The organism is Dyadobacter sp. BE31, assembly GCF_031457695.1.
In the GTDB taxonomy this organism is placed as follows: Bacteria; Bacteroidota; Bacteroidia; order Cytophagales; family Spirosomataceae; genus Dyadobacter.
In genome coordinates, this window is the sequence record NZ_JAVDXA010000001.1 from 907621 (window position 1) to 931572 (window position 23952).

General features: G+C 48.9%; 24 protein-coding genes. 10 read left to right on the forward strand and 14 right to left on the reverse strand.

Features of this window, described 5'->3' with window-relative positions:
* Nucleotides 1–30: 30 nt before the first annotated feature.
* Together J2Y43_RS03810 and J2Y43_RS03815 are read right to left on the reverse strand one after the other, a co-directional pair.
* Complete coding sequence (locus J2Y43_RS03810; protein ID WP_309981184.1) at nucleotides 31–1491, reverse strand: gluconokinase; 1461 nt, start codon at nucleotides 1489–1491, stop codon at nucleotides 31–33.
* 98 nt (nucleotides 1492–1589) lie between these two features.
* Nucleotides 1590–1958 (reverse strand): hypothetical protein, encoded by a 369-nt coding sequence (locus tag J2Y43_RS03815; RefSeq protein WP_309981183.1) that lies wholly within the window; start codon nucleotides 1956–1958, stop codon nucleotides 1590–1592.
* Between the two features lie 386 nt (nucleotides 1959–2344).
* Between J2Y43_RS03815 and J2Y43_RS03820 the strand changes: the two genes are divergently transcribed.
* Entirely contained in the window at nucleotides 2345–2530 is a 186-nt protein-coding gene (locus J2Y43_RS03820) for a hypothetical protein (protein ID WP_106599721.1), read from the forward strand.
* A gap of 28 nt (nucleotides 2531–2558) precedes the next feature.
* On the opposite strand, the gene J2Y43_RS03825 is transcribed toward J2Y43_RS03820, so the two are convergent.
* On the reverse strand, nucleotides 2559–3788 hold the full coding sequence (locus J2Y43_RS03825; RefSeq protein ID WP_309981182.1) for a metallophosphoesterase: 1230 nt from the start codon (nucleotides 3786–3788) through the stop codon (nucleotides 2559–2561).
* Nucleotides 3789–4003: 215 nt separating this feature from the next.
* Here J2Y43_RS03825 and J2Y43_RS03830 point away from each other — a divergent pair, with 215 nt between their 5' ends.
* Nucleotides 4004–4516 (forward strand): DinB family protein, encoded by a 513-nt coding sequence (locus J2Y43_RS03830; protein WP_309981181.1) that lies wholly within the window; start codon nucleotides 4004–4006, stop codon nucleotides 4514–4516.
* Between the two features lie 50 nt (nucleotides 4517–4566).
* Here the strand turns inward: J2Y43_RS03830 and J2Y43_RS03835 are convergent, their stop codons facing one another.
* Nucleotides 4567–5553 (reverse strand): glycosyltransferase family 2 protein, encoded by a 987-nt coding sequence (locus J2Y43_RS03835; RefSeq protein WP_309981180.1) that lies wholly within the window; start codon nucleotides 5551–5553, stop codon nucleotides 4567–4569.
* Nucleotides 5554–5757: 204 nt separating this feature from the next.
* Here J2Y43_RS03835 and pgeF point away from each other — a divergent pair, with 204 nt between their 5' ends.
* On the forward strand, nucleotides 5758–6528 hold the full coding sequence (gene pgeF / locus J2Y43_RS03840; RefSeq protein WP_309981179.1) for a peptidoglycan editing factor PgeF: 771 nt from the start codon (nucleotides 5758–5760) through the stop codon (nucleotides 6526–6528).
* 65 nt (nucleotides 6529–6593) lie between these two features.
* On the opposite strand, the gene J2Y43_RS03845 is transcribed toward pgeF, so the two are convergent.
* From J2Y43_RS03845 to J2Y43_RS03855, 3 genes are all read right to left on the reverse strand, one after another.
* Nucleotides 6594–7040, reverse strand: a complete 447-nt coding sequence (locus J2Y43_RS03845; protein ID WP_309981178.1) for a histone H1/H5 family protein, HCT subfamily — start codon at nucleotides 7038–7040, stop codon at nucleotides 6594–6596.
* A 140-nt stretch (nucleotides 7041–7180) separates the two neighbouring features.
* Entirely contained in the window at nucleotides 7181–7711 is a 531-nt protein-coding gene (locus J2Y43_RS03850; protein WP_309981177.1) for an RNA methyltransferase, read from the reverse strand.
* A 78-nt stretch (nucleotides 7712–7789) separates the two neighbouring features.
* Nucleotides 7790–8410, reverse strand: a complete 621-nt coding sequence (locus tag J2Y43_RS03855; protein WP_106599727.1) for a response regulator transcription factor — start codon at nucleotides 8408–8410, stop codon at nucleotides 7790–7792.
* Nucleotides 8411–8947: 537 nt separating this feature from the next.
* Here J2Y43_RS03855 and J2Y43_RS03860 point away from each other — a divergent pair.
* Together J2Y43_RS03860 and J2Y43_RS03865 are read left to right on the forward strand one after the other, a co-directional pair.
* Nucleotides 8948–9664: a GNAT family N-acetyltransferase gene (locus tag J2Y43_RS03860; RefSeq protein ID WP_309981176.1), complete on the forward strand. Its 717-nt coding sequence runs from the start codon at nucleotides 8948–8950 to the stop codon at nucleotides 9662–9664.
* 100 nt (nucleotides 9665–9764) lie between these two features.
* Entirely contained in the window at nucleotides 9765–10649 is an 885-nt protein-coding gene (locus tag J2Y43_RS03865; RefSeq protein WP_309981175.1) for an FkbM family methyltransferase, read from the forward strand.
* A 19-nt stretch (nucleotides 10650–10668) separates the two neighbouring features.
* On the opposite strand, the gene J2Y43_RS03870 is transcribed toward J2Y43_RS03865, so the two are convergent.
* Both J2Y43_RS03870 and wecB read right to left on the reverse strand, forming a co-directional pair.
* The gene (locus J2Y43_RS03870; protein WP_309981174.1) at nucleotides 10669–12180 is read right to left on the reverse strand and encodes a polysaccharide biosynthesis C-terminal domain-containing protein; all 1512 of its coding nucleotides are present in this window, start codon (nucleotides 12178–12180) and stop codon (nucleotides 10669–10671) included.
* Between the two features lie 6 nt (nucleotides 12181–12186).
* Complete coding sequence (gene wecB, locus J2Y43_RS03875) at nucleotides 12187–13287, reverse strand: non-hydrolyzing UDP-N-acetylglucosamine 2-epimerase (RefSeq protein WP_309981173.1); 1101 nt, start codon at nucleotides 13285–13287, stop codon at nucleotides 12187–12189.
* A gap of 142 nt (nucleotides 13288–13429) precedes the next feature.
* On the opposite strand from wecB, the gene J2Y43_RS03880 reads away from it, so the two are divergent.
* Together J2Y43_RS03880 and J2Y43_RS03885 are read left to right on the forward strand one after the other, a co-directional pair.
* Nucleotides 13430–14323: a glycosyltransferase gene (locus J2Y43_RS03880; protein WP_309981172.1), complete on the forward strand. Its 894-nt coding sequence runs from the start codon at nucleotides 13430–13432 to the stop codon at nucleotides 14321–14323.
* Nucleotides 14324–14335: 12 nt separating this feature from the next.
* Nucleotides 14336–15142, forward strand: coding sequence for an FkbM family methyltransferase (locus J2Y43_RS03885; protein ID WP_309981171.1), 807 nt, complete (start codon nucleotides 14336–14338; stop codon nucleotides 15140–15142).
* Nucleotides 15143–15149: 7 nt separating this feature from the next.
* Here the strand turns inward: J2Y43_RS03885 and J2Y43_RS03890 are convergent, their stop codons facing one another.
* Complete coding sequence (locus J2Y43_RS03890) at nucleotides 15150–16415, reverse strand: nucleotide sugar dehydrogenase (RefSeq protein ID WP_309981170.1); 1266 nt, start codon at nucleotides 16413–16415, stop codon at nucleotides 15150–15152.
* A gap of 134 nt (nucleotides 16416–16549) precedes the next feature.
* Here J2Y43_RS03890 and J2Y43_RS03895 point away from each other — a divergent pair, with 134 nt between their 5' ends.
* Nucleotides 16550–17059 carry an ORF6N domain-containing protein gene (locus J2Y43_RS03895; protein WP_309981169.1) on the forward strand — a complete coding sequence of 170 codons (510 nt, stop codon included), beginning with the start codon at nucleotides 16550–16552 and terminating at the stop codon, nucleotides 17057–17059.
* A 78-nt stretch (nucleotides 17060–17137) separates the two neighbouring features.
* Here J2Y43_RS03895 and J2Y43_RS03900 read toward each other — a convergent pair whose 3' ends face one another.
* Nucleotides 17138–18046 (reverse strand): class I SAM-dependent methyltransferase, encoded by a 909-nt coding sequence (locus J2Y43_RS03900; RefSeq protein ID WP_309981168.1) that lies wholly within the window; start codon nucleotides 18044–18046, stop codon nucleotides 17138–17140.
* 141 nt (nucleotides 18047–18187) lie between these two features.
* Here J2Y43_RS03900 and J2Y43_RS03905 point away from each other — a divergent pair, with 141 nt between their 5' ends.
* A complete protein-coding gene (locus tag J2Y43_RS03905) occupies nucleotides 18188–19435 on the forward strand; it encodes a glycosyltransferase family 4 protein (protein WP_309981167.1) in 1248 nt (415 codons plus the stop codon).
* Complete coding sequence (locus J2Y43_RS03910) at nucleotides 19410–20201, forward strand: glycosyltransferase family 2 protein (RefSeq protein ID WP_309981166.1); 792 nt, start codon at nucleotides 19410–19412, stop codon at nucleotides 20199–20201. Before J2Y43_RS03905 ends, J2Y43_RS03910 begins: the two co-directional genes overlap by 26 nt.
* Nucleotides 20202–20211: 10 nt before the next feature.
* Here J2Y43_RS03910 and J2Y43_RS03915 read toward each other — a convergent pair whose 3' ends face one another.
* The 3 genes from J2Y43_RS03915 to J2Y43_RS03925 are packed head-to-tail and all read right to left on the reverse strand — an operon-like array spanning nucleotide 20212 to nucleotide 23943.
* Entirely contained in the window at nucleotides 20212–21516 is a 1305-nt protein-coding gene (locus tag J2Y43_RS03915; protein WP_309981165.1) for a DUF4302 domain-containing protein, read from the reverse strand.
* Nucleotides 21517–21522: 6 nt separating this feature from the next.
* On the reverse strand, nucleotides 21523–22455 hold the full coding sequence (locus J2Y43_RS03920; RefSeq protein WP_309981164.1) for a putative zinc-binding metallopeptidase: 933 nt from the start codon (nucleotides 22453–22455) through the stop codon (nucleotides 21523–21525).
* A gap of 15 nt (nucleotides 22456–22470) precedes the next feature.
* Nucleotides 22471–23943: a RagB/SusD family nutrient uptake outer membrane protein gene (locus tag J2Y43_RS03925; RefSeq protein WP_309981163.1), complete on the reverse strand. Its 1473-nt coding sequence runs from the start codon at nucleotides 23941–23943 to the stop codon at nucleotides 22471–22473.
* Between the last annotated feature and the right edge of the window lie 9 nt (nucleotides 23944–23952).

Genomic DNA, 23952 nt, shown 5'->3' on the forward strand with positions numbered 1-23952 from the left:
GGCTTCCCAGCGGGAGGCCTTTTTTGTTGACTATACCGCGTGGGCCATCATCAATTTAGCCCCTTTGCTGAACTTTCTGCCGAGGGCATCATATTGTTCGTGCGTGTTTTTGTGCGCGGCAAACTCCTTCCCTACCTGTGTAAATGCCGTCAGTTCCGAAAAATCACTGACAACGCCGAGCGCCTTCAATCCCATCATAGCAGCACCTACTGCACCTGTTTCGACGGTCTCATTCAGTTTTACCGTTTTCCCAAAAACATCGGAAAGCATTTGTACCCAGGTAGCACTGCGCGCAAAACCGCCATTGGCATAGATCGTATCGATACCCTGCATTTCCATGAGTATTTTACCAATGCTGTAAAGGTTCAGCAGAATCCCTTCCATGACCGCCCGCGCGAAATGCGCCCGTGTATGCGTGATGTCGAGGCCCGAGAAGCCTCCCCGAACAGAAGAACTCCAGAGCGGCGCACGCTCGCCGAGCAAATAGGGATAGAATAGCAGTCCCTCCGACCCGGGCTTAATGCCTTCGGCTTCTTTGAAAACCGCCTCATACTCATCCGTTGGAAAGAAGGTATTCATAAGCCATTCAAAAATGACCGCACCGTTATTGGACGGCCCGCCGACGATGTACGTCTTTTCATCCAATACATAACAGAATGTCTGCATCAGCGGATCGGAGAATGGCTTGCCGGAGCATATGCGCACGGCCGCGCTGGTACCGATCGTGACGGCCATCGAGCCCGTCCTGATCGCCCCGCTGCCGAGGTTGGCCAGGCAGCCGTCGCTCGCGCCCATGATCAGCGGCGTACCCTCCCGTAATTTGGCAGGATTGCCTTTCGGGAGCTTTACAATGTGATATGGCGATACTGCCGTGGGCAGCTTTTCAACTTTCAGCCCCAATTTTTTCAATGTATAGCCATCCCATTGCAGTTCACGGATATTGAACATGCCGGTGGCGGAGGCAATGGAATAATCTACCAGGAACTCACCGGTGAGCCTGTATACGATGTACTCTTTCACACCGATGAACTTACTCGTCTTACGATAGATCTCCGGCTCGTTTTTCTTCATCCACAACAACTTGCACACGGGGGCCATGGCATGAATGGGCGTACCGTTATGGTTGTAGATCTTCTTGCCAACCTGTGATCCCCGCAGCTTGATCGCGACGTCGGCACTGCGGTTATCGGCCCAAATAATGAGGTTAGTAAGTTGCCTGCCGTCTTTGTCGAGAGCCAGTACCCCATGCATCGCGGCGCTGAAACTGATCCCGACGGGTTCGCCGTGGTGCCTGCATTTCTCGGTAACCTTTTTCAAAGTCTTGCAGGCAGCCTGGAAAATCTCTTCCGGATCCTGCTCGCTCCAATCGGGCCGCGGGTGCTGCATTTCATAACTTTCACTGTGCGAAGCGAGGATTGTTCCTGAAACGGTATCGAAGGCGACAGATTTGACGTTTGTTGTGCCGATATCACAACCGATAATATAGGGCATTGGCAATTGTTTTAGAGGCAAAACCCGCATTCCCGAACGCGAGAAAGACGGCAACCGATTACTAAAACAAAAGTATGGATTTTGGAATAACGAACAACCTACAAGGCCGTAGCCATACGCTGCGTTCTCGTCGCTACTACGAAAGTCTGTACAAACTTCTCATTGCCGTCTGTCAATTCGAAAGTGTATTCGCCATCTTTCATCACCGACAAGTCGAAATTCTTATGGTAACGCTTGTAAATAAGCGTCTTCTCGACAAAAATAACGTTCTGCTCTTCGTCTTTGATCCGCACCAGCACGCGGTCCGTTTTGGGGTATTTGTAACTCAGCTCGAATTGCATCGGTTTGACCTGCATCACATAAAAATCGGCGAAGTAGGCGTCAGGTTCGGCATTTGTTACCGTTTGAGCGCGGGCAGCAAAGGCGTTGCATAAAAAGGCAAGCACGAAAGTGGAAAGGATTTTCATAGGAGTGAGGTGCTAGGTTTATTAAAATATTTCTATTTCATTAAATCATCGATTTACAGAACATAATTTCGAAAATCGATACCTCAAAAATAATTTATACCAAAATAGTATTCAACTACCAAATACAGAGCCTCTTGAAAGTTATTTAAATAGCCATTTCCATTCTTAGCAGGATACCACGAAAATACCCAACACTATGCACTTTGTTTAAATAGTACAATTAGCCACTGATAATCAGCAAAATGCAGCCAAATCCCGAAATCTGCACGACCGCCGCGTAGCAAAACAGATTGCTGAAACAGGACTAAAAAATACAGGTGAATGCGAGAAACTTAACCCCGATTTATTATTTTCGCAGCATCGAAAGCTATTAATACATTCCGAATATGTCTGAAACATCGCATACCGAGTCTACTTCGCTGCCAACCTTCGCTTACATCGCAGCGTTTATTATCCTTTTTATCATCCTGGCAGTATTTGGCGACCTGTTCGTGTTCATCCTTGGCACCATCGGTCTGGTTGTGACTTTCGCAGCGTTTTACAAAGACCACAGCCACGACGATCATCATTGACACCACGCCCGCATGGGCATGATCATATTCAACGGACGGCCAGCTCGGGAAGGACATTAACCACCTCCCATTCGAGTTGGCCGTCCGCTTTGTTTACGATCCAACTTTCTTCCATCACACAGGTATCTTCCAGGTCGCGGTACTCGGCCACGAGCTTTTCATTCCGCAGTAGCAGCCGCACAAACCCATTATAGCCCAGCGCACGGCCCTTGATTTCCTTCCTCACCCGTGTGTCGTAGTAATCAATTTTATACAATTCTCCCGCATCAGGCGGCCTGATTTCTACCGGAAGGCCGCCATGCCCGATACAGCGCCCGTATGCCTGCGGCCCCTTGCCATTCCGGTCGAAGCGGTAGGCTACCATGCGATGGTCGTGCCCCCAGATCCAGACAACCGGTCGTTGCGCATCGCCCATGAGCTTTTGCAACTGCTCGCCCGGGCGGATATATTCTTCGCGGAATGCCGATATATAAGGGTGGTGGCTCAGGATCACGATACCGCGTGTATCCAGCGGGTCACCGAGCTTAACCACATCGCGCAGCCATGCTACCTGCTCTTTCCGCAAATGGCAATCGGGTGGAGACAGTATTTCAAAGAAAGGCCTGCCTACCGAAGTATAGCCTGTATCGATACCGATAATACGCCAATGCTCATTTTCCAGACAGAAAAAGCCGGCCTGCTGCGTCTTGCGCACATCGCCCACCTGCGCGTACATCGCGGGAAGCAGGTGCTGGAAGAATGCATTGCCGTTGGAATACATTTCATGATTTCCCGAAAGCGCCAGACTGCCCGAAGCGCCATAATACCAGGAAGCATAGGGAGCCGTAAAGTTCTCTTCCACTTCTTTGGGCGTTCCTACAAAATAAATGTCGCCCATATGCACGGTGTAATCGGGTGCATGGCGTGCTACCAGATTCGCTACCGCATCGGATTCGGCCGTATCGCTGGCCCAATCCGAAAGCAATGCAATGCTGATTTCATCCCTCGAAGCGATAGAAGACTGCAGCGGGTAAATGCCCGTGTCGTCGTTACGCGGGTAGGCTTGGTAAGGATGCCTCGCGCCAAACCGGCTGCGCAGGTAATGCCAGGCAAAGCCGATCAGGTTGGTTTTGAAGAACTCGGAGATGACATTGGTGACCGAGGACGTTTGTTCCACCCGCTTTTCATAGAGTTCTAGTTGAGTTTTCGCGTGGTTCTCGGCCTCACTGTGGCCGAGATTGAGGTATTTCTGCGCACGTTCTTCGGAAGTTCCGGGCATAGCGATCCTTTACGTAAATGGCTGTGGATGGTAAATAAAATAATAACCCGCCTAACCTCCACGATTACAGCACGATTTTCTTGAAACTCAGCCCCAATCAGATGTCACTCTTCGGCACATTACCATTACTTAAATATTTGATTCCCATGTTGACAATCGCATTCCTTACCGTTACCTTTCGCGAAAATTTATCAACCACCAAACACAAAAATCGAATGAAAAAAATCGCTATTATCTGTATGCTTTTAGTGGCGGGCAAAGTTGCATCCGCACAAACCATGACGGCCAAATACATTAAAGATTGGGAACGGGCAAAAGAATACACCAAAGAATACCTGGATGCGATGCCCGAAGATGGTTATGCATTGAAACCTACCCCTGAAATCCGTTCGTTTGCAGCGCAAATGGACCACCTTGGGGACGCCAACTACCTGTTTGTGTCATCCGCGACCGGCAAGGCGAAACCGGAGGGTTCTCTTGAAAAAAGAGCCGATCAGTCGAAAGCTGCCGTAACCAAAGGTGTGATGGAAAGCTACGATTTCGTGATCGCAGCATTGAAAGGCATGACCGACGCCGATCTTGCGAAGGATGTCAAAGTGTTCGGGATGGATATGACAGCCGGAACTGCATTTGAAAAGGCTTTCGAACACCAGACTCACCACCGCGGCCAAACCACCCCTTACATTCGCATGAAGGGTGCTACGCCTCCGAAAGAGAAGCTGTTTTAAAACAAAAAGGGCCGGCTCAATCGAACCGGCCCTTTTTGCTGCTATCAGCCCTACCCCGACAGCTTGCTTTTCAGGTTATAGAGATTCAGCGCGAAAAAGCTGTATATTTTCATAAAAAACGGCGGAATGATGAAATCACGGATCACCTCTTTCTTCCGCTCCGGCGATGGCTCGGCCATCGAAAGGTACTTCACCGCATATTTGACGCGCGGCCAGTAAGTGTCGCCATACTCTCTCGAAAACAGCATTTTATAATAGTACGTCGCGATATTCTTCGTGAGCCGGTCGTGGTATTTGTATTTCAATTCCTTGTCGATATTGGAATACATTTCAATGCGATTGAAAAGAAAATCCTTCCCGTAATGGTTATCCGCGAAACTCGCACCGCCGCGTTGCTTCCGGTACACCGACATCACCTCGTCGATATAGCCGATCGGCCCGCGCGTTGCCAGCATGATGTTGCGGGGAATATCGCCGCTCGTAGATAGGTTCGTCCATTCCGGGTCCGGATTTTTGGCAAAATCCTCGGTCCGGAACATCAGGCTCGACGTCGCGATGAAGCAAAGCTCGTCCTCGCCGATGAGGTCGTCCACCGTGAATTCTTTTTTATTAATCCAGTTGACCAGGTGCGGAGGGGCCGAATTGTCGTCGTATATGACCCTCGCATTGTGGAAACACGCCGAATAATGCGGATTGGCATCCATCATTTCAACCTGCTTTTGCAGCTTGTCGGGGACAAGTAAATAATCGTCGCCGTCAAACTGGGCGATATATTCGCCTCTGGCAGCGGCAAAGGTCGCCAGCGCATTGAACTTTCCGTTCAGGCCCATGTTTTTCAGGTGCAACAATAGCCTTATCTTATCGGGGAAACGCTGCTGGTATTCGGTTAATATCGCCCGGGTGTTGTCTTTGGAAAAATCATCTCCTACAATAATCTCGAAATCAAATGTAGTCTGCTGCATCAGGATCGAATCCAGCATTTTTGCTACAAATTTTTCGTGGTTGTAGGTGACTACACACACGCTCACTTTTATCATAGTCACTGTTTCATTGAATAAGCGGAGTCGCTCGGCACAAATTTAGCTGAATTCTACGCAAAATCTGTACCCCGCTATTTTACGGTTCTTTTACGGGGAACTTCCGGGCACATAACGGCAATGCGTCAAAATAAATTCAGCCCGAAATGAATCCGGCGGCGCGATCGTTTAATTTTGGAACCGTTTTCCATTAATTTCAGAAGAATGCTCGCTTCCCCCACGACCGACAAACAACCCATATTCCGTAAACCACAGATATTTAGCCAGTTCCCCGAGTTGGTTGCCGCCGAAAGTACGCGCCATGGCGGTGTAAGCACCGGCCACTACGCGTCGCTGAACCTCGGTGGCTCGCAGGATACGCCCGAAAATATCATGCAAAACAACCTGATATTCTTTGGAGCACTTGGCATACCCTTCGAAAACGTCGCAAAATCGCATCAAGTGCATGGGACCGACATTGTAACCGTTACCTCGCCGGCCCGATTCGAGGGATTCGATGCCCTGGTGACCAATATAAGGGGCATTCAGCTTGCGGTGACCGTCGCCGATTGCACGCCGATCCTGATCTACGACCCGGTAACGGGCGCGGTGGCGGCTATTCACGCGGGATGGCGTGGTACTGTGGGTGGGATTGTCGAAAAGACGGTTGCGACCATGCAGGGCAACTACGGCACCCGGCCCGGGGATTGTTTCGGATATGTGGGTACCTGTATTGATGAATGTAGTTTTGAAGTAGGCGAGGATGTGGCACAGCATTTCACCCCGACCTATAAACGCTGGGATGAAGGCGCCGGCAAGTTTTTCGTGGATCTGAAAGCCTCCAACCGTGACCAGCTGGTCCGCAGCGGCATAAAGCCCGAACATGTGGAAATATCCCCTTATTCGACCGTACTTCACAACCAGGATTATTTCTCACACCGCGCCGAGAAAGGCCTGACCGGCCGGTTACTTGTCACAATAGGACGCACCAGCTAACCTGAAAGCAAAACGACCAGCAACGGAAATCCGTTGCTGGTCGTTTTCTGGCATTCACAGCCTCGTTATGCTTTCTCAGGAGCCGGCGCAGGTGCGTCGGCTTTCGGAGCAGCTGCCGGTTTCGCGGCAGGCTTGGCAGGTGCAGCTTTCGGCGCGGCTGGTTTTGCGGCCGGTTTCGGAGCGCTCGCTTCTTTACCCACCGTTGGCTTCGCAGGGGCAGCCACAGGCGCTTTGGACGATGCAGCCGCTACCAGCGCTGCTACTTTTTCTTTCTTCTCCGCCTTGCTCTTTTTGCCTTCCTTCTTATCCTTTACTTTCTTCTCCGCATTCTTGGCCTCTTTGGCTTTTTTCTTGAGAGTTTCCTTTTCAAACTTGGCTACCTTCTTAGCCAGTTTCGCGGCCGCTTTCTCGATGGATTTCTTTATTTTTTTTGAACCGGCAGTGACTGCTTCAATCTTTCCGGCAAGGGTTTCAGCAATCTCTGTCGATAACTTTTTGGTAGCGGATTTCATAAATCTGATATTAAGAATTTCATAAATAATACATGTAGCCCGGCTCCGCAGAGGAGCTATACCAGGTCAAAATTGCCATCAGGCAATAACCTACAAATACCCATTATTAATTTATAAATAGCAAATTTTCGGTATTATTTTTATGTTATATTTCTCCTTACAAAATCCCACAATACGATTCCTGCCGACACCGAAACGTTGAAAGAATGCTTCGTCCCGAACTGCGGAATTTCCAGACAGCCGTCGGATTCTGCGATGGCAGCCTCACTCACCCCTTCAACCTCATTACCAAATACAAAGGCATGAGGTACTCCCCTTTCGGGCCCGAAATTTTGCAACAGCACACTTCCCTCGGCCTGCTCCACACACCAGACCTTATATCCTTCCGATTTCAATATTTTAACCGCCTCGGCCGCGCTTGGGCACTTCTCCCACGCCACCGACATTTCGGCTCCGAGGGCACTGCGCGTGATCTCGCGATGCGGCGGCGCCTGTGTGTAGCCGCAGAGGACTATTTTCTCCGCCCGCAACGCATCCGCGGTCCGGAAGAACGAGCCGATGTTGTTAAGGCTCCTGATGTTGTCCAGCACGATCACAAACGGGAATTTTTCCGATTCCCTAAACTCTTCGACCGACATCCGGTCCATTTCATCTACACTCAGCTTGCGCATGAATTTCACTCGATTGATTTCACAAAAAAAGGTTTCTGCACCTGGTACAGAAACCTTTTTCGGTATGGTAAGAATAAATTACTTAATCTTGGTAATCAGCTCTACGATGTTCTTAACGCCCAGCTTCTCAAAAATACGGGCCTTGTAAGTACTAACGGTAGATAGCTGCAAGTTCAGTTTTTCTGCAATTTTTGCGGTTCCTAAGCCTTCCTTCAAAAGGTTCATCACGTCGGTCTCGCGCGGCGAAAGGCTCACGATCGGATCCGGCATGTATTCCTTCGGATTGATGAGGCGATTGATATTCATTTGCTGCATATCTTCGCTCATATACTTCTTATTGTTCAGGACGCTCATAACGGCGGTTTTGAACTCTTCCTCCGGTGCATCCTTCGACAGGTATCCATCTGCACCCGCTTGAAGGTACATCAGGCCGTAAAGTTGTTCGTCGTAGCTCGAAAACATGAGAATTCTGACGCCCGGCGATTTCGCGCGGATGGTTTCCACCATTTTGGTAGTGTTACCGCCCGGAATATTGATATCCAGAATCAGGAGGTCATAAGCTTTGGTCTCAAGTTCCTGAAGAATTTTATCAAAATCGTCAACGTCCGAAATTGTTGAATCCGGAATTAGTGATTTGAGGAGGTGTTTGGTACCGATTCTTACCACAGCATGGTCTTCGGCGATCAGTATGTGTTTCATGGATGGGTTGGGTCCAATGGATGTAAAAAACTACTGGTGTCAAATTAATCCGGACAATCAATTTCCAGCCTGATGATTGCCCTTGAACTGAAAATCCTGATTACCAACCAGTACTATTTTGTACATCCTGGTTGAACTGATTTGATGAATTAACAAAAATAGTAATCAGCATTGTATTAAACATAAAAAATATCAAATTAGTATATCAATAATTTATCAAAATCCTTGATCTGAGCACATTTAACACACATACTATAACTTGTGGGCCCGATAAGTAATAGTTTTACACGCACTTCTCTCTGCTCCTGGACCAATGACGACAGCATCGTGGATGTATTTCCAATGCAGGACGCTCCCTTTCCCACGGCCGTTCCATGGCTTTTTTTCAGGAAACAACAACTGGCTATTCAGACTTCTGACCTAATTTATTCATTTATTCTTAGTTCCAAAGAATCCGGTCATATTTTGGCCGTACTTCACTGCCAGCCAGGCACTCATGGCTGGACTTCCCCACCATTGGCCCCGTTTGGCGGCATCATGCCAGTAGCACATTGCCCGGAACGCCAGCTGATATTTCTGCTTTCATGCACCCGGGAATGGGTAAGCCGCATGGGAGGCAAAACACTTACTATAAAAACCGCGCCCGCATGTTACCACCCGCTAATCCATGAAATTTGCCATCACAGCTACCTCGCTGCTGGTTTTTCACCCAATCATACCTATTCTAATCATTATATTCCTATTACTGACCAGCGTTTTGACCAGATTATTGAGCCAGCGGAGCGACGGCGATTAGCCAAAGGCAAAAACAGCGGTTTAGGTATTGATCTGAAAATCGGGATTTGTGACGAGGCAACAGAAACCCTGCTTCACGACTGCGACCGCGCGCACGGTCGGCATAGGCGGGTAGAGCCGGGAGAAATAGCCAGGATCATCCATGCAACACCCGAAAGCTACATCAGTATGACGGTCAGAGACGGGCAACAAACCGTCGCCGCAGCATTATTGGTGCGGGTAAGTGACCATGTTTTATACCATTTTTTGTCCGGCTTTCTTCCTGAATTCCGCACAATCAGTCCTTCCCTTATGCTTTTCGAAGCGGCTTATCAATATTGCAGGAACAGCGGGATAGAAATCCTGGATCTCGGCATTTCCCTCGACCACTTCGGTCACGAAAAAGCATCACTGGCCAGTTTCAAACGCCGCATAGGAGGCCGGGAATGCCCCAAAATTATTTACGAGGCCATCCTCTGAACATGAAAGAGCTGGTCGGGAACGTTTTGCTTACAGGGCGCAAATAGCTACATTAGCAGCCAAATTTTTCCCGGCCTGGCACAAAACCTCGAACAGCCTAATGAAGTTAAAGACGATCAAGACCATACTGAGTCACCCTTTAAATCAGAACAACAAACTCCCGGCCTTGATGACGTTCTTCAAAAGAGGGATTGTCATTCGTTTGCACCATCACCCGATGGTGTATCCTTTTCTTGAAAATACTTCGCTGGTGGTCGAAAAAGGAATGTCCAGTGCTGAACTTCAGATTTACACGGGGCTGTACGACCTCCACGAAATGCTTTTCCTTACGCATTACCTGCGCCCGGGCGACACGTTTGTGGACATAGGCGCCAATGTGGGGGTATACACGATCCTGGCCGCAGGCGTAGCCGGCGCCAATGCCATCGCATTTGAACCGATCCCGTCGACATTCTCGAAATTAAAAAGAAATGTAACCTACAATCAGCTGGAAGGCCTGGTTGACCTGCGGAACCTGGGAGTCGGTGATAAGGAGGAAAAACTGGTTTTCACCAACAATCTCGACGCCACTAACCACGTAATCAGTAACAGCCAGGAGTCGGCAGGCGCCACGATTCAGGTCCCTGTCGACACGCTGGACCACCTGCTGGCAGACAAAACAGCGAACTTTTTAAAGATCGATGTGGAGGGCTTCGAGGCCAATGTCATCAACGGCGCACCCGATACCCTGGCCAATCCCAATTTGAGGGTGATCATTATGGAAACGAATGGCCTTTCAGATCAATACGAATTCGGGCAAAACTACCTGCATAACAAGCTGCTGGACCTGGGATTTGTACCACACAGCTACGATCCGTTTAAAAGAGTCCTGCAAAAGCTGGAAACTACCGGCTCACACGACACGATCTACCTGCGGGACCTGGAATTTGTACAGGAACGCATTAAAAGCGCCAGGAGAATCCGATTCCGGAAAATGGATATTTAAACAACGCCCGCACTCGGGATTATTTACCATTCACATAAGGCAGCCGCTTTTTGGCAGTTTCAAAAAGCGCTCTTATCTCCGGCGAAACGTCCAGTTTAAGGATCAATATGGCGAAAGCCACACATAAGAACGCCGACCGGAGTACGATGGCGAGCATAGCCGACAATTTGGAGACGGTATATTCCGGTTCAAGGAAAGTAGATAGATACAACACAGCCAGCACTAGTATCACTTTCACCGTCCCCTGTGAAAAAGGCTGAATGCCAAATTTGCGCCAGACCAAAAATAACCTGGACATGGAATAAAGGAATGTGGTGATCATGGTAGCCAGCGCCGCGCCGATAAAGCCGTACATGGGTATGAACAAAACGTTCAATAAGAAACCCAAAATGGCCGACCCGAGAATGAGATACGTCGCATATTTATAAAACCTCGAATACAGGATTATTTCCGTATTGAGCCCCGTTCCGGTATCGAATACTTTTACCAATGCCAGGAAAAGCACTACGAGTTTCCCCTCCCGGTAGGTTTCGCCTTTGGGAATGAGCAGGAAAATATCATCAATACTACTCCATATTAATAAAAAGAATAGTCCCCCGGCTATCAATTGGTTCAATGCGGATTTGACGTTGATCTGACGGACAAATTCGTAATCTTCTTTCCCCAAAGAAGTGGACAATAAAGGAATGGATATTTGCGAAATAGCCTTCTTGGGTATTTCAATTACCCCGGCGATATACGCGGCTATGATAAATATCCCTGTTTGAATAAGCCCCCGCTCTCCCGCGAGCATGGAACGGTCGATAAAGAGCATCAGGTTTACGCCTATGCCTCCGAGAATCGAGAAGCTTCCATAAGCCAGCATATTCCGAAACAACGATCTGGTGAGTATTTGCGGATTGGGTTTAAACCAATACCATTTCCCCAGCTTGTGAATATAGAATATCAGCGAGATCAGGGCCAGACCATAGGATGCGATCAGCAGCCAGAGCATTAATTGAAAACTGACCCATCCGAATCCGAACATGAGAATGACCATTATGTTGGCCAGTCGGAGGAAAACTTCACGGATAAAGTTGGGAACGGCAATGCGCGAATTATTCCGGCAATATGATTCCAATACAGCCAGGTATAGCCAGAATATCGTAAGAGGAATTACCAGAATATGGTATTTGATCAACAACGGGGAGTTTTCGGAGTAGTATTGTTGTATCCATCCCGAGCATAGCAGGTAAAGGATCGTGAATAACAAACCTCCCACAAATGGCAAACCCAAAAGGAGCGGCAATATGCCATTATGCCCGGAATCGTCGTCCCTGAATTTTGCGAAAAATTTGTCTGCAATAAGCGGCGTGCCCAAATGTGCAAAAGCGGCAAAAAGTAAACTGTTTTCGAAAAGCAACCGGGTCAGTGCCAATTCTTCTACCGAAAGGAATTTGGTAGAAACATACATTTGATTAATAATCCCGATCCCAACCCCGATATAAGAGCCCAGCCCTGCCTTTAAGCTTTGTCGTACAACAATTCCCACGTAAATCTATTTTAAATACTTCTTTTGAATTATTTGCACAATGCGATCCGCCGCGAGGCCATCCCACAGTGCAGGCAAAGATGTCTGGTTCTTCTCCTTTTTTAAAACTTCGGTTATAATGCCGAGTGCATGAGCAACATCCAAATCACCTACAAGCCGGTTCGTCCCCTCCCCGATTGTGGACGGGCGTTCCGTAGACTTCCTGAAAGTCACACAGGGCACGTTCAGAAATGTCGTTTCCTCCTGCACGCCGCCGGAATCGGTGATGACGAGGGCAGCATGGGAAATCAGGTTGATAAATTCCAGATAACCCTGGGGCGGCAGCAAATGCAAGCCGCTGCAATTTTCAAGCTGACCCCAGATTCCATGGCTGATCAGGCTCGATTTCGTCCTGGGATGGACCGGAAAAACGACCGGCCTGATTTTACACAAGGCCTGTATCAAATCCGCCAGCAACGTCAGTTCCGCGAGCGAATCCACATTCGATGGCCGATGCATCGTCAACACCACATACCCCCGCTTTTTCAATCCCAAATCATTGAGCAACGGGAGCTCCATTGCTTTTTCCCGGCAATAAACCAGCGAATCGATCATTACATTACCTACAAAATGGATTTTACCCGACGGTATCCCTTCATTTTGCAGGTTTCTGACAGCCGCTTCCTCTGAAACGAAAAGCCCGTCGGCCATATGATCGATCAAAACACGATTGATTTCCTCGGGCATACTTTTGTCGCCGCTGCGCAATCCGGCCTCCACATGCGCCAGCGGAACCCCTTCTTTGGCCGCTACCAATGCACATGCCAAACTCGAATTGACGTCGCCGACAACCATCACGAGGTCCGGAGATTCGCTCGAAAGCACCTTTTCAAAAGCCAGCATGATTTGGGCGGTCTGTTCGGTGTGGGAGCCGCCGTGAATGCACAATGAAAAATCCGGTTCAGGAAGGCCCAGTTGCGTCAGAAATACCTTATACATGGCATCGTCGTGATGCTGCCCGGTATGAACCAGGCTGACGGAAAACTCCGGACATTTTGAGAAGGCTCTGTACAGGGCCGCTACCTTCACAAAATTGGGCCGCGCCCCCATCACGCATATTATTTTCAACGACTTCGATGACGATTTTCCTGCAAAGGTAGTACAGTTTGGCCACCAAAACTCGCGGTCCTGACTTTTTACTACTTTCGCATTTGTTGTGATTTAGAAACGATTCGACCTACTTTTGCAACGATAACCGACAAATGAGCTCATGCGCGCCCATGCCCCTATCGTTCTTTTTTGCTACAACCGTCCCTCGCATTTGCAGCAGACTGTTAAAAGTCTGCAAATGAATACGCTCGCTTCCGAAAGCGAGTTGTATATCTATTCCGACGGGCCGAAGCACGCGCAGGAGGCGGAAGCGGTGAACGAGGTGCGTGCATACATTTCGGGCATTTCAGGTTTCAAAAAGGTGACGATCTTCGAATCTCCGCGAAACAAAGGTCTGGCGGCTTCTGTGATAGAGGGCGTCAGTTTTGTTCTTTCCAAGTATCCGAAAGTAATTGTGCTGGAAGATGACATGCTCAGTACCACCGATTTCCTGTCATTTATGAACAATGCGTTGGATGCGTATGCGGAGCGCGACGATATTTACTCGGTTACCGGCTACACGCCGCCTATCGACGTTCCTGAAAATTACCCGCATGAGCTGTACCTCGCACCACGGGCGAGCTCCTGGGGTTGGGGAACCTGGGCACACAAATGGGCGAAGGCCGATTGGCAGGTACGCGATTTCCCAAGCCTGAAAAACGACGGCAAACGGCGAAATGCATTTAATCAGGGAGGTGACGACCTGTGGCCAATGCTGGCCAAGCAACAAAAAGGTGTCATCGATTCGTGGGCTATCCGCTGGACTTATTCACAGTTCGCCAATGACGCCTATGGACTGTATCCCGTCCATTCCAAAATCAAAAATATCGGAACTGACGGCAGCGGTACTAATTTCACTTTTAAATCCGGGGAATATGGGGAAGAAATGGCGGAGGGGGATGTGGCTATGCCCGCCGATTTGAAGCCTGATGCTGATTTGATCCGCGCATTCCAGCAATATTACCGGTTATCTTTCCTTTTAAAAATTAAAAATCGGGTCAAATACGGCATTTGACCTACTACACATATGTACTGGCTTCGCTACCTGCTTAAAGAACCTTATCACGCCCTCGGCTCGGCCCGGAACCGGGAATTTATGGCGTTGCTGCTCAAATACGGCAACCGCGCCCGATACAAGCTGACCGACGTGACATTCGGCGGGTTCAAACTGAAAGTCCCCGATACCATGTCGTTTCTTTGGCAACATAAGGAAATCTTCGCAGACGAGTTCTACTACTTTGAAAGTGAGCAATCCCAACCTGTGATTTTCGACTGCGGCGCGAATATTGGAATGAGCGTTCTATATTTCAAAAAACTGTTCCCGAAGGCTAGATTGCTCGCATTCGAAGCCGAGCCGGCAATAGCCTCATTGCTCCGCCAGAACCTGGAAAACAATGGTGTGAACGATGTCGAAATTATCGACAAAGCTGTGTGGGTTAATGAGAAAGGCATTTGGTTCGGAAGCGAATCGGCGGACTCTTCCTCAATTTATTCAACGGCGCAGAAACGAAAAATCGATTCCATTCGCTTGAAAGACTTTCTGGAAAAGGAAAGCCGGATTGATTTCCTGAAAATGGATATTGAAGGTGCTGAGATCGATGTGCTTCACGATTGCCGGGGCTCGCTGACACAGGTGCAGAACCTTTTCGTGGAATTTCACTCCTACATCGGCAACGCGCAGGGCCTGGCAGATGTAGTGAAGATTTTCGAAGAAAACGGTTTTCGTTATTATGTGGATACCAATCAGCACCGGCTCCGGCCATTTGTGAACCATCGTTATCGGGGTAATGATGTGATGGATCTGCAATTGAATATCTTCGGCTGGCGGGAATAACCGGCTGTCAAAGCCGGGAATCGACCATATTCTGCGGCAACACCGATTTCAAATCGAATATCACCGAATCCGCCGCGGTGAACTCGCCGAATTCCATTGCCTTGAACTCCTGATGCGCCACCGCCAGGACGACTGCTTCGTATTTGCCCGCGGGTTTGTCCAGCGTTGCAATATTGTATTCACTCAACACCTGCTCAGCCGATGCCCAGGGATCGTGCACTTCAACCTGCATACCAAAGTCGGTAAGCTCGCGGTAAACATCGATTACCCTCGTGTTGCGGATGTCGGGGCAATTCTCCTTGAACGTAATGCCGAGGATCAGTACGCGGCTGCCTTCGATCTTATGCCCTTTGCGGATCATGAGCTTTACGAGCTTGTTAGCTACAAATACGCCCATCATATCATTTACCCTACGGCCGGAGAGAATTACCTGCGGATAATATCCCAACGACTCCGCCTTATAAGCCAGATAATACGGATCGACGCCAATGCAATGCCCGCCGACTAACCCCGGTTTGTATTTCAGGAAATTCCACTTCGTGGCAGCAGCTTCGAGCACCTCGGTGGTGTCGATATTCATGCGGTCAAAAATCAACGCCAGCTCATTTACAAACGAAATATTTACGTCCCGCTGCGCATTTTCAATCGCTTTTGACGCTTCCGCGACCTTCATGCTGGACGCCAGGTGCGTACCCGCATCGATCACCGATGCGTACAGGCTGTCGACGAAACGAGCCGTCTCCGGCGTGGAGCCCGATGTTACTTTTTTGATTTTTGTGAACGTGTTGATCTTGTCGCCCGGATTGATACGCTCCGGCGAATAGCCGCAGAAAAACCCTTCATTGAATTTCAAGCCGCTTTCACGTTCGAGCACCGGCACACAATCGTCTTCGGTACAGCCAGGATAAACCGTAGATTCGTAGATAACCACATCGCCTTTTTTCAGCATTTGACCAATCATCCCGCTGGCTTTGAGCAAATGGGTAAGGTTTGGCTTCTTGTAATGATCTACGGGCGTAGGGACGGTTACGATAAATACGTTGCATTCCTTCAATGCCGCCTCATCCCATGAGAATGCAAGGTTAACAGCCTTGCGCAGGTCCTGACGCGATATTTCCTTGGTCGTGTCGTAAGCATCTTTCAGTTCCTGAATGCGCCTCTTGTTGATATCGAAGCCGGTTACGGGATACTTTTTGCTAAAAGCCACGGCCAGCGGCAAACCGACATAACCAAGCCCGATAACGGCAATTCTAACATCTGATCCAGCTAACATGGAAGGTACTTTATTGAATGTTCGGCCATAAAACTAGGCATATTTCAGCCTACCAAAAAATTATCGACGAATGCGTGACCAAAGTGAAATGCGAGCGTATTTGAATAAAGTGACACCTAAACTGGTCTTCGAAAATGGATCTACTAGTCATTCAAAACAAAGTGTTTACCGTTCGTGGCTATAAAGTCATGTTGGACTTCGACCTCGCAGAGCTTTACGAAATCGAGACAAGATCCCTAAAACAGGCAGTACGAAGAAACATGGAAAGATTCCCCCAAGACTTTATGTTCGAACTGACTGCGGACGAGCTTGCATCTTTAAGATCACAAATTGTGATCTTAAAGAAAGGTCGGGGAAGCCACGCGAAGTATCTGCCTTTCGCCTTTACCGAACAGGGAGTAGCCATGTTATCGAGCGTTTTGAACAGCTACAAAGCGATACAAGTGAACATTACGATCATGCGCGCATTTGTAAGCATACGACAGCATTATATTGATTCAAAGGAACTTAGAGAGCGAATCGACAAGCTGGAAGATGAAATGCAGGTAAAATTCAACGACATCCACCAGGCACTCAGTTACCTTTTGGAACCGCCGCAGAAGGAAAGAAGGCGGGTCGGTTTCAGGCAGAAGTCAGCAAAATAAAATGCGCACGAGCACTTGCTAAATCTCTAAGGTCACAAATTGTGACCTTAGAGAAATCAGTGCGCCGCTACATCAACCTCAATGTGCGTAGGGATTAGGCGGAAAAATATGCACCTGAAAACCTTCTTTCTGCATTGCCTTCATCACTTGTTCAGAAGGCAGCTTCTTGAAAATAATGGCGCACAAGATCTGTGAAGGCATTAATGAAGCCTTTACAAGGAAATTGTGGAATGCTAGCTTGCGCTTGATCTTACGAAACGCCGGCGAGGAATCGTCCGCCTTTTCGCGTCCATAAGACGGATGATAATAGTTGTTGTTGATACCCTTAAAAGCGACTGCCGGTAGGCCGATCCCATTCGCGAGCTTGTCCATTTCGCGCTCAGACAACTTAAAAACGTAGTTGCCCACCGTTTCGAAAGAATACCTGTTTTTCCAGTACTTCTGCAAGGCCGTGGTATCGAAGCGATCGAAAATATTTCTTAATGCCAGCAAAAAAGGCATTTTCGAGATCGGGTCGTGCGGCTCCACCAGGATCACGGCCTCGCGCGCTACCCGCAGCATCTCGTATACGCCCAGGTACGGGCGCGGGAAATGATGATAAGCCTCCTTGCAAAAAATGTAATCGAAGCTATTGTCGGCAAACGTAAGGTGCTCCACGTTTTCGACTGCATACTTTTCAATGAATCCTCGTTCCTTCGATAAGGGCAAAAACGTACCGGCAATATCGCTTGCAGTGGCATCCAGCCCTTTTTTGAAAAAATGGTTCGCATCGAACCCGTAACCATCCCCCACCGTCAGCCATGATTTCTTCTCATTCACAAACGGATCGGTTAGATCGAGCATACGTTTGTGAATCCAGTGATTAATCGTCTGATGCGCATTATCATACTCCCACAATTCGATGACCTTGTTTTTCGCCTCCTGAGTTCCAAACTGCAACTCATACCATTCCGAATGCGCCTCGTGGCTTCGTTTTTCGCTTGACATCTTTCCGGTTTACTGATTTAGCGATAAAGATAGTTTCATCGAATAAAAAAGTATTTAAAGGCAGAACTATTAATTTTACCCGCATGGAATGCCGCCGGGGACAATCATCCGGCCAAAACACGAATTATCGATTGCGATCAAATGGTGCTTCAACTAAGTACTTTTCATTGGGAAGGAGGCGCCGGGGTCGCTGCGGCAAGGTTACACCAGGCATTACTCAATGCCCACGTCGATTCTCGCCTGATGGTTTCGGAGATTTCCCACCCCGGCCCGCAAACCACAGCTTGGGCGGATAGTCCCTGGAAATCCAGAAAGGCCTGGGCAAATTTCGTCCTGGAAAGGCTTAGTTTCCTCCCTTATGAAAAGGACAAGTCGGTCCGTTTTGCCTTTTCCCCTGCAGCGATCGGAGCCGACATTGCCGATCACCCGCTCGTCAGGCAAGCGAGTGTCATTCACTTGCATTGGATCAATTTCGGGTTTCTTTCACTCCAATCGCTCGAAAAGCTGTTTGCACTGGGGAAACCGATCGTCTGGACATTGCACGATATGTGGGCATTCACTGGCGGCTGCCATTACAACCGAGGCTGCGAGCGCTATCTTTCGCATTGCTGCTATTGCCCCTACCTCAAAAAACCGGGCGAATACGATCTTGCATTTGCCCAATTCGAGAAGAAACATCGTCTTTTTCAGGGAGCATCAGTGACATTCGTTTCTCCCAGCCGTTGGCTGGACAGCCTTGTTCAAACTGCCGCATTGACCAGTGGTATGGCTTCCCGGGCAATCCCGAATTGTATCGACACCGATTTTTTCAAACCCGGCAACCAGGACGATGCCCGGAGAGCATTTGGACTCCCCACGGACAAGAAGCTGCTCCTTTTTGCCGGAGCCAACACACAAGATCCGCGCAAGGGGTTTACCTATTTTCAGGAGGCAATGCGCCATGCCAACCTCGCCGACGTCGAAGTGATGATCCTTGGTAAGGGAAAGGCCGATGATTTCGAGAATATGCCCGTAAAGACACATTTTCTGGGCAAAATATCGGATGTAAGCCAAATGGTGCAAGCCTATCGTGCAGCCGACATGCTCATAGTCCCATCGTTGGAAGACAATCTGCCGAACACGATTATGGAAGCCATGGCATGCGGCACACCGGCGGTAGGTTTCGGCACAGGAGGCATTCCGGAAATGATAGACCATTTGGAAAGCGGCTTCGTGGCCGCACCCAAATCTGCGTCTTGGCTTTCAGAGGGTATCCAATGGGTATTGAAACACAATACTAATGGCAGCGTTTCGGCCAATGCACGCAGGAAGGTTCTGGAGCATTATTCGGAAGCAGTGGTCGCGAGGCAGTATTCCCAACTTTATGACTCCCTGCTTCATGGACAATAGCCCGCTGCTAACGATCATTACCGTTACGTTCCAGGCCGAAAAATTCCTCGGGCGCACGCTCAACAGTGTGGAAAGGGCCCTATCCGATGTAAACCATCCGGCACGATTGGAATACCTGATTATAGATGGTGGTTCCAAAGACCAGACGCTCGCAATTGCGGAGCGGTATCCCTTTATCTCAAAAATCATTTCCGAGAAAGACAAGGGTCTTTACGATGCCATGAACAAAGGTTTACGGCTTGCCTCAGGGAAATATGTCTGGTTCTTGAATGCAGGCGACGAGGTCTTTGATAGTCATACACTACACAACCTTCTATCCTCGCTCGAAACCGGGGCTGGCGTATATTACAGCGACGCCATGATGGTTCGTGAAGACGGTACCGAGGTTGGCCTGCGGAGCCATTTTACGCCCCACACTTTGCCTGAAAACCTTCGCTGGCAGGATTTTGCATTAGGCATGAAAGTCTGTCATCAGGCATTCATAGCGAGGAAAGACATTGCGCCGCTCTACGAATACGAAAATCTTAGCGCCGATATCGATTGGGAAATCGAATGCCTGAAACGGGCCGAAACCGTGCAATTTCTGCCGTTTACGCTCTGTCGATACTTGCTAGGAGGTTTATCAGTCAAAAACCATCGCCGATCGCTTACCGACCGGTACAAAGTGCTCAGAAAACACTTCGGTCTTATACCAACGCTGTTCAATCACCTGCGCATATTCTGGCGGGGCTATTGGTTCGCTCGGAAAAACGGCAAATACTGGTAGGCAAAACCTGCTACTCCCAGGTAATCCACGACTTCGCATCCTTCGCGCTTACCATATCATACGTTTCATCCGACGTCTGGATCAGGTAAAAACCGCTTGGATCGTAAAGCAACTTGGCTGATTCGGCCGCCGCACCCGCCGCGGGGATCGTACCATAAGTACCTGCCGGCGAAAATATTGCTCGCCCGTCGGCCGTAAATGTCGGCGGAGCCGGAGCATGCCCATAATCGAGGAAGATGCTCTTGCCATCATAAAAAATGGGCGCAAACAAGTCGTTGCGGGCACTAACGCCCGGCTGATAGACGTAAAATGCGAATATCGACTCATCCGATTTCAGGTCAGCTACTTTGAATGCATCGTCTACGCCGTTGACATGGAACCCGGTCGCCGACCGCCAGTCTCCCCCTGACTCAATCGGCGTCTGCCACCATCTTTTAGACGCTGCCAAGTCTACCGAAATAGGTTTGATCGCACTGACGACAGTACCTGTTGCTCCTCCGCCGGAGAAACCCAGCTGGGTCGAATTCGCATTCCAGGTAATATTCCCGAAACCTGTGATCGTCTGCGAGCCATTCACGAGCGGGGACACGAACGCAACGCCCGCGGGAGTGAGGTAGTAGCTCGTTGTGAATGTCTTTGGTGTACTCCCGTTCAGCCAGGTAAGTTTCACAGTCCTGGCATTTTGATTCACCGTGATCTCGTAGGTATTGGCTCCCAGCGTAACGCGCTTGAAGTAAGGTATGTATTTCGCAATGTTATTGAACAGCAAGGCCTTGGCCAAATCGCCATTCGTGTAGGCAGTCGCCTGCGCCTGCGTAGCTTTCGTGAGCACCAGACGGCTCTGGTTCTTGCGACCAACGAACGCCATCCGGTCCGCCGTCAGGGAATCGCCATAAATACTGAATTCGAAATCGGATTTAAGGCCTTCTCCGCGCACTCCGTCGTTGACTTCCTCATCGGGATCAGCCAGGACATGCAGGTAAGAGTAAGTATCAAATATCAATGAAGGCGTTTGCATGGCTTTTAACCGGTAGCTGCTTTCCTTCGGTTTGGCAGCAGAGGCATCCGAAAAATCGGAGTACATCGTTACCCTGTTCTTATCGTCGAATTTGAAATAAAACCCGTAACTACCCCCTCCGCCCGGATAAATCACCGCATTCCAGCCGTACGGCGCTTCTACAAGCTGTTTTTCATAAGAAGCCAGCGCTGCATTCAGACGCACGTCCGCCGATTCTTCAAAAACCGTGTCGTCTTTGTTCTCGCAGGAGAAGAAAACAGTGGTCAGCAACAACAGGTGTAAAAATGATATCTTCATCTGCTATTAAAAAAGTTTATTCATTGACGTCCGCACTCTATTTTGCAGACTGTAAAAATCAATTTTCCAGGTATTCTTATAATAGGCTACAATAATAGCCTCTTTTTGACGCAATGCGGCCTGCGCCTGGGCCTTTGTTACACCGCTGGGGCTAGTTCCTTCCGGGATCGAGTTCACGATCTTCTCGAAACCTGCCTTTCCTTCGGTGAGCATCATCGCGATCATCTCTACAAAATCCTCGTCGAAGGCGGATGAGCTATAAGCGGTAATAAACCCGTCTCGTCGGGCGTCCGCATCACTCCAGTTGATCCAGTTCCCACCCTGATAATATGCTTTTGAAATGTTCTTGTATTCAACGGGGTAAAACACTGTCTGATGCAGAATATGGCCGAATTCGTGGTGAATCGTGTGCAGGAACCAGTCTTTTACAAAAGAAGAATCTCTTCCGGGATCATAGCCTGTCATCCCTTTAATCTTAAAAAGATTTACTCCGTACAAAATCACTTTCCGTCCCCCCTCTGCGGTTCCCAGCGTAATGGAACCCTCGGTGTTATACTCGTTACTACCCGAGAGAATGAAAAATTTGGGTGAATATTTATTGTAAAAAACCTTTCCTGCCTCCTCCACGTAGGGGTTTGTCCATGCCTTTTTGATAGTGCTAAGCAACGGGATCACTTGCGCTTCATCCGGTGGCACGAGGGTTTTCGTTAAATTCCCGAATTCGAATTGATCCCACTTATATTTTGCGGAAATATTGTAAGGTACAACCAGGCTGTCCTGAATCCATTTATCAATCGGCCCCTCCGCCCATACGTCGCCACCCAGTCCGGGAATATCGTCTACATTGCCCAAGCTTTCTTCCTTACAGGACATCATGGTCGTGCCCGCCAGCAGGGCAGCAATAATGCAGTTGGTAAAACTTCTTAATATCATTTTCATGGTTGAATGGCTTTCTTACCTTGGATTCTGTGCTATGCCTGAAAGTGCTGCTGTCTGCGGAATCTGCAATACCCTGCGGTTGTCCCCCGCAGGAACCGAAACAACCGATCCGCTGCGGGTTTCGTGTGTCACCGTCCTATTATAACGCTGAATGTCAAACCAGCGCATTCCTTCCTGTACGAACTCGACGCGCTTGAATGCTAATACGGTTTCTATAATGTTGTTTCTTAGATTACCTGTCCTGAAATAGCTCTGCATACTGGCCGCAGTAACCTTATGCTGTGACGCATCATAGTTATCGACCCGTTTGCTGATGTAAGTATTCAAATCGGTAATGCAGGCGGCTGTATTATTGAGATAAGCATTGGCTTCAATCCTGTTGAAGAGCACCTCTTCCACAGTAAAAGCGGGCAACATCACGTAGGGAAGTCCAATCTCGGCATTAACCGACTCGCGCACGAAATACTCCGTCAGTTTTGGAATAAAGTAATTGTTATCGCCCCGATAATAAAGTGGGTACGCCCATCCGGCTCCACCGGTGATAATCCGTTCACTGTCCGAAATCTCCTGCCATTTCGGATAGGTCATGCCATACCTGTAATTGGCCACGTACCGTCCGTATGTCGATGACGTTTCAATGAGCAGCAAATTGGCATTCTGGTTTGCTCGGGAATAAAGCCGGAACAACTCTTCCGGCGACAGGCTGGAATAAGTTGTATTCCATGGACGGAGGTTTTCCGCAAAGTTGTTGCCCGGAAATGCGGCATTTGTGTATTGCAAAACCTTTTGATAGTCTTTTTTAACCAGATAAAAACGACTCGCAAATGCATTCGCAGCGGCGATATTGAAATGGTATTTAGGCACCGTGTATGAGCCGTCACTAATCAGCGGAAGCCCTTCGAGCAAGTCTTTTTCGATCATTTGATATACGCCGGCTACCGTCCCGCGCTCGTATTGCTTGATCACGACATCTTCCGGTACAGTTACATATGGAACGCCCGGACTGTCGTTGGCTTGTTGCGGGTCGAAAAAACGACAGTAGTAGTTTACCAGCATGAAATGCGCGTACGCTCGCGCCAGCAATGCCTCCCCCTTCTGTGCATTGTATTTATCGGGATCTGCAACTTTGCTGATAATATCCAGCGCTTCGTTCGCTACCGAAATTGCCCGATAACATTCTGCCCAATACTGATCCGGCGAATCCTGTTCATCCACGGTTGCTTCCACTACTTCGAAAAGGAAAGAAGCACGGTTTGTTTTATCGTCCTGACCGGCTCCCTTATCGGCCACATTATCACTCATTCCTTCGGAGAATACAATGTAGCCTGCCTGCGGATAAGCAGTCGTAAGCAACTGGGACACCTGTTTGGGAGTATTGATAATGGCCCTAGTGCTGTCCGGTTCCTTCGACAGGAAATCCTCACAACCGGCCAGCGCCAGCAGCGGGAAGATCATCGCGATTGTTTTTATTTTTTTGATCGTAGTCATATCATTCCT

Bases quoted from the DNA above. Each gene is read 5' to 3' on its own strand.
- J2Y43_RS03810 (WP_309981184.1), bottom strand. From the start codon at position 1,491: ATGCCCTATATTATCGGTTGTGATATCGGCACAACAAACGTCAAATCT.
- J2Y43_RS03815 (WP_309981183.1), bottom strand. From the start codon at position 1,958: ATGAAAATCCTTTCCACTTTCGTGCTTGCCTTTTTATGCAACGCCTTT.
- J2Y43_RS03820 (WP_106599721.1), top strand. From the start codon at position 2,345: ATGTCTGAAACATCGCATACCGAGTCTACTTCGCTGCCAACCTTCGCT.
- J2Y43_RS03825 (WP_309981182.1), bottom strand. From the start codon at position 3,788: ATGCCCGGAACTTCCGAAGAACGTGCGCAGAAATACCTCAATCTCGGC.
- J2Y43_RS03830 (WP_309981181.1), top strand. From the start codon at position 4,004: ATGAAAAAAATCGCTATTATCTGTATGCTTTTAGTGGCGGGCAAAGTT.
- J2Y43_RS03835 (WP_309981180.1), bottom strand. From the start codon at position 5,553: ATGATAAAAGTGAGCGTGTGTGTAGTCACCTACAACCACGAAAAATTT.
- pgeF (WP_309981179.1), top strand. From the start codon at position 5,758: ATGCTCGCTTCCCCCACGACCGACAAACAACCCATATTCCGTAAACCA.
- J2Y43_RS03845 (WP_309981178.1), bottom strand. From the start codon at position 7,040: ATGAAATCCGCTACCAAAAAGTTATCGACAGAGATTGCTGAAACCCTT.
- J2Y43_RS03850 (WP_309981177.1), bottom strand. From the start codon at position 7,711: ATGCGCAAGCTGAGTGTAGATGAAATGGACCGGATGTCGGTCGAAGAG.
- J2Y43_RS03855 (WP_106599727.1), bottom strand. From the start codon at position 8,410: ATGAAACACATACTGATCGCCGAAGACCATGCTGTGGTAAGAATCGGT.
- J2Y43_RS03860 (WP_309981176.1), top strand. From the start codon at position 8,948: ATGCCAGTAGCACATTGCCCGGAACGCCAGCTGATATTTCTGCTTTCA.
- J2Y43_RS03865 (WP_309981175.1), top strand. From the start codon at position 9,765: ATGAAGTTAAAGACGATCAAGACCATACTGAGTCACCCTTTAAATCAG.
- J2Y43_RS03880 (WP_309981172.1), top strand. From the start codon at position 13,430: ATGCGCGCCCATGCCCCTATCGTTCTTTTTTGCTACAACCGTCCCTCG.
- J2Y43_RS03885 (WP_309981171.1), top strand. From the start codon at position 14,336: ATGTACTGGCTTCGCTACCTGCTTAAAGAACCTTATCACGCCCTCGGC.
- J2Y43_RS03890 (WP_309981170.1), bottom strand. From the start codon at position 16,415: ATGTTAGCTGGATCAGATGTTAGAATTGCCGTTATCGGGCTTGGTTAT.
- J2Y43_RS03895 (WP_309981169.1), top strand. From the start codon at position 16,550: ATGGATCTACTAGTCATTCAAAACAAAGTGTTTACCGTTCGTGGCTAT.
- J2Y43_RS03900 (WP_309981168.1), bottom strand. From the start codon at position 18,046: ATGTCAAGCGAAAAACGAAGCCACGAGGCGCATTCGGAATGGTATGAG.
- J2Y43_RS03905 (WP_309981167.1), top strand. From the start codon at position 18,188: ATGGTGCTTCAACTAAGTACTTTTCATTGGGAAGGAGGCGCCGGGGTC.
- J2Y43_RS03910 (WP_309981166.1), top strand. From the start codon at position 19,410: ATGACTCCCTGCTTCATGGACAATAGCCCGCTGCTAACGATCATTACC.
- J2Y43_RS03915 (WP_309981165.1), bottom strand. From the start codon at position 21,516: ATGAAGATATCATTTTTACACCTGTTGTTGCTGACCACTGTTTTCTTC.
- J2Y43_RS03920 (WP_309981164.1), bottom strand. From the start codon at position 22,455: ATGAAAATGATATTAAGAAGTTTTACCAACTGCATTATTGCTGCCCTG.
- J2Y43_RS03925 (WP_309981163.1), bottom strand. From the start codon at position 23,943: ATGACTACGATCAAAAAAATAAAAACAATCGCGATGATCTTCCCGCTG.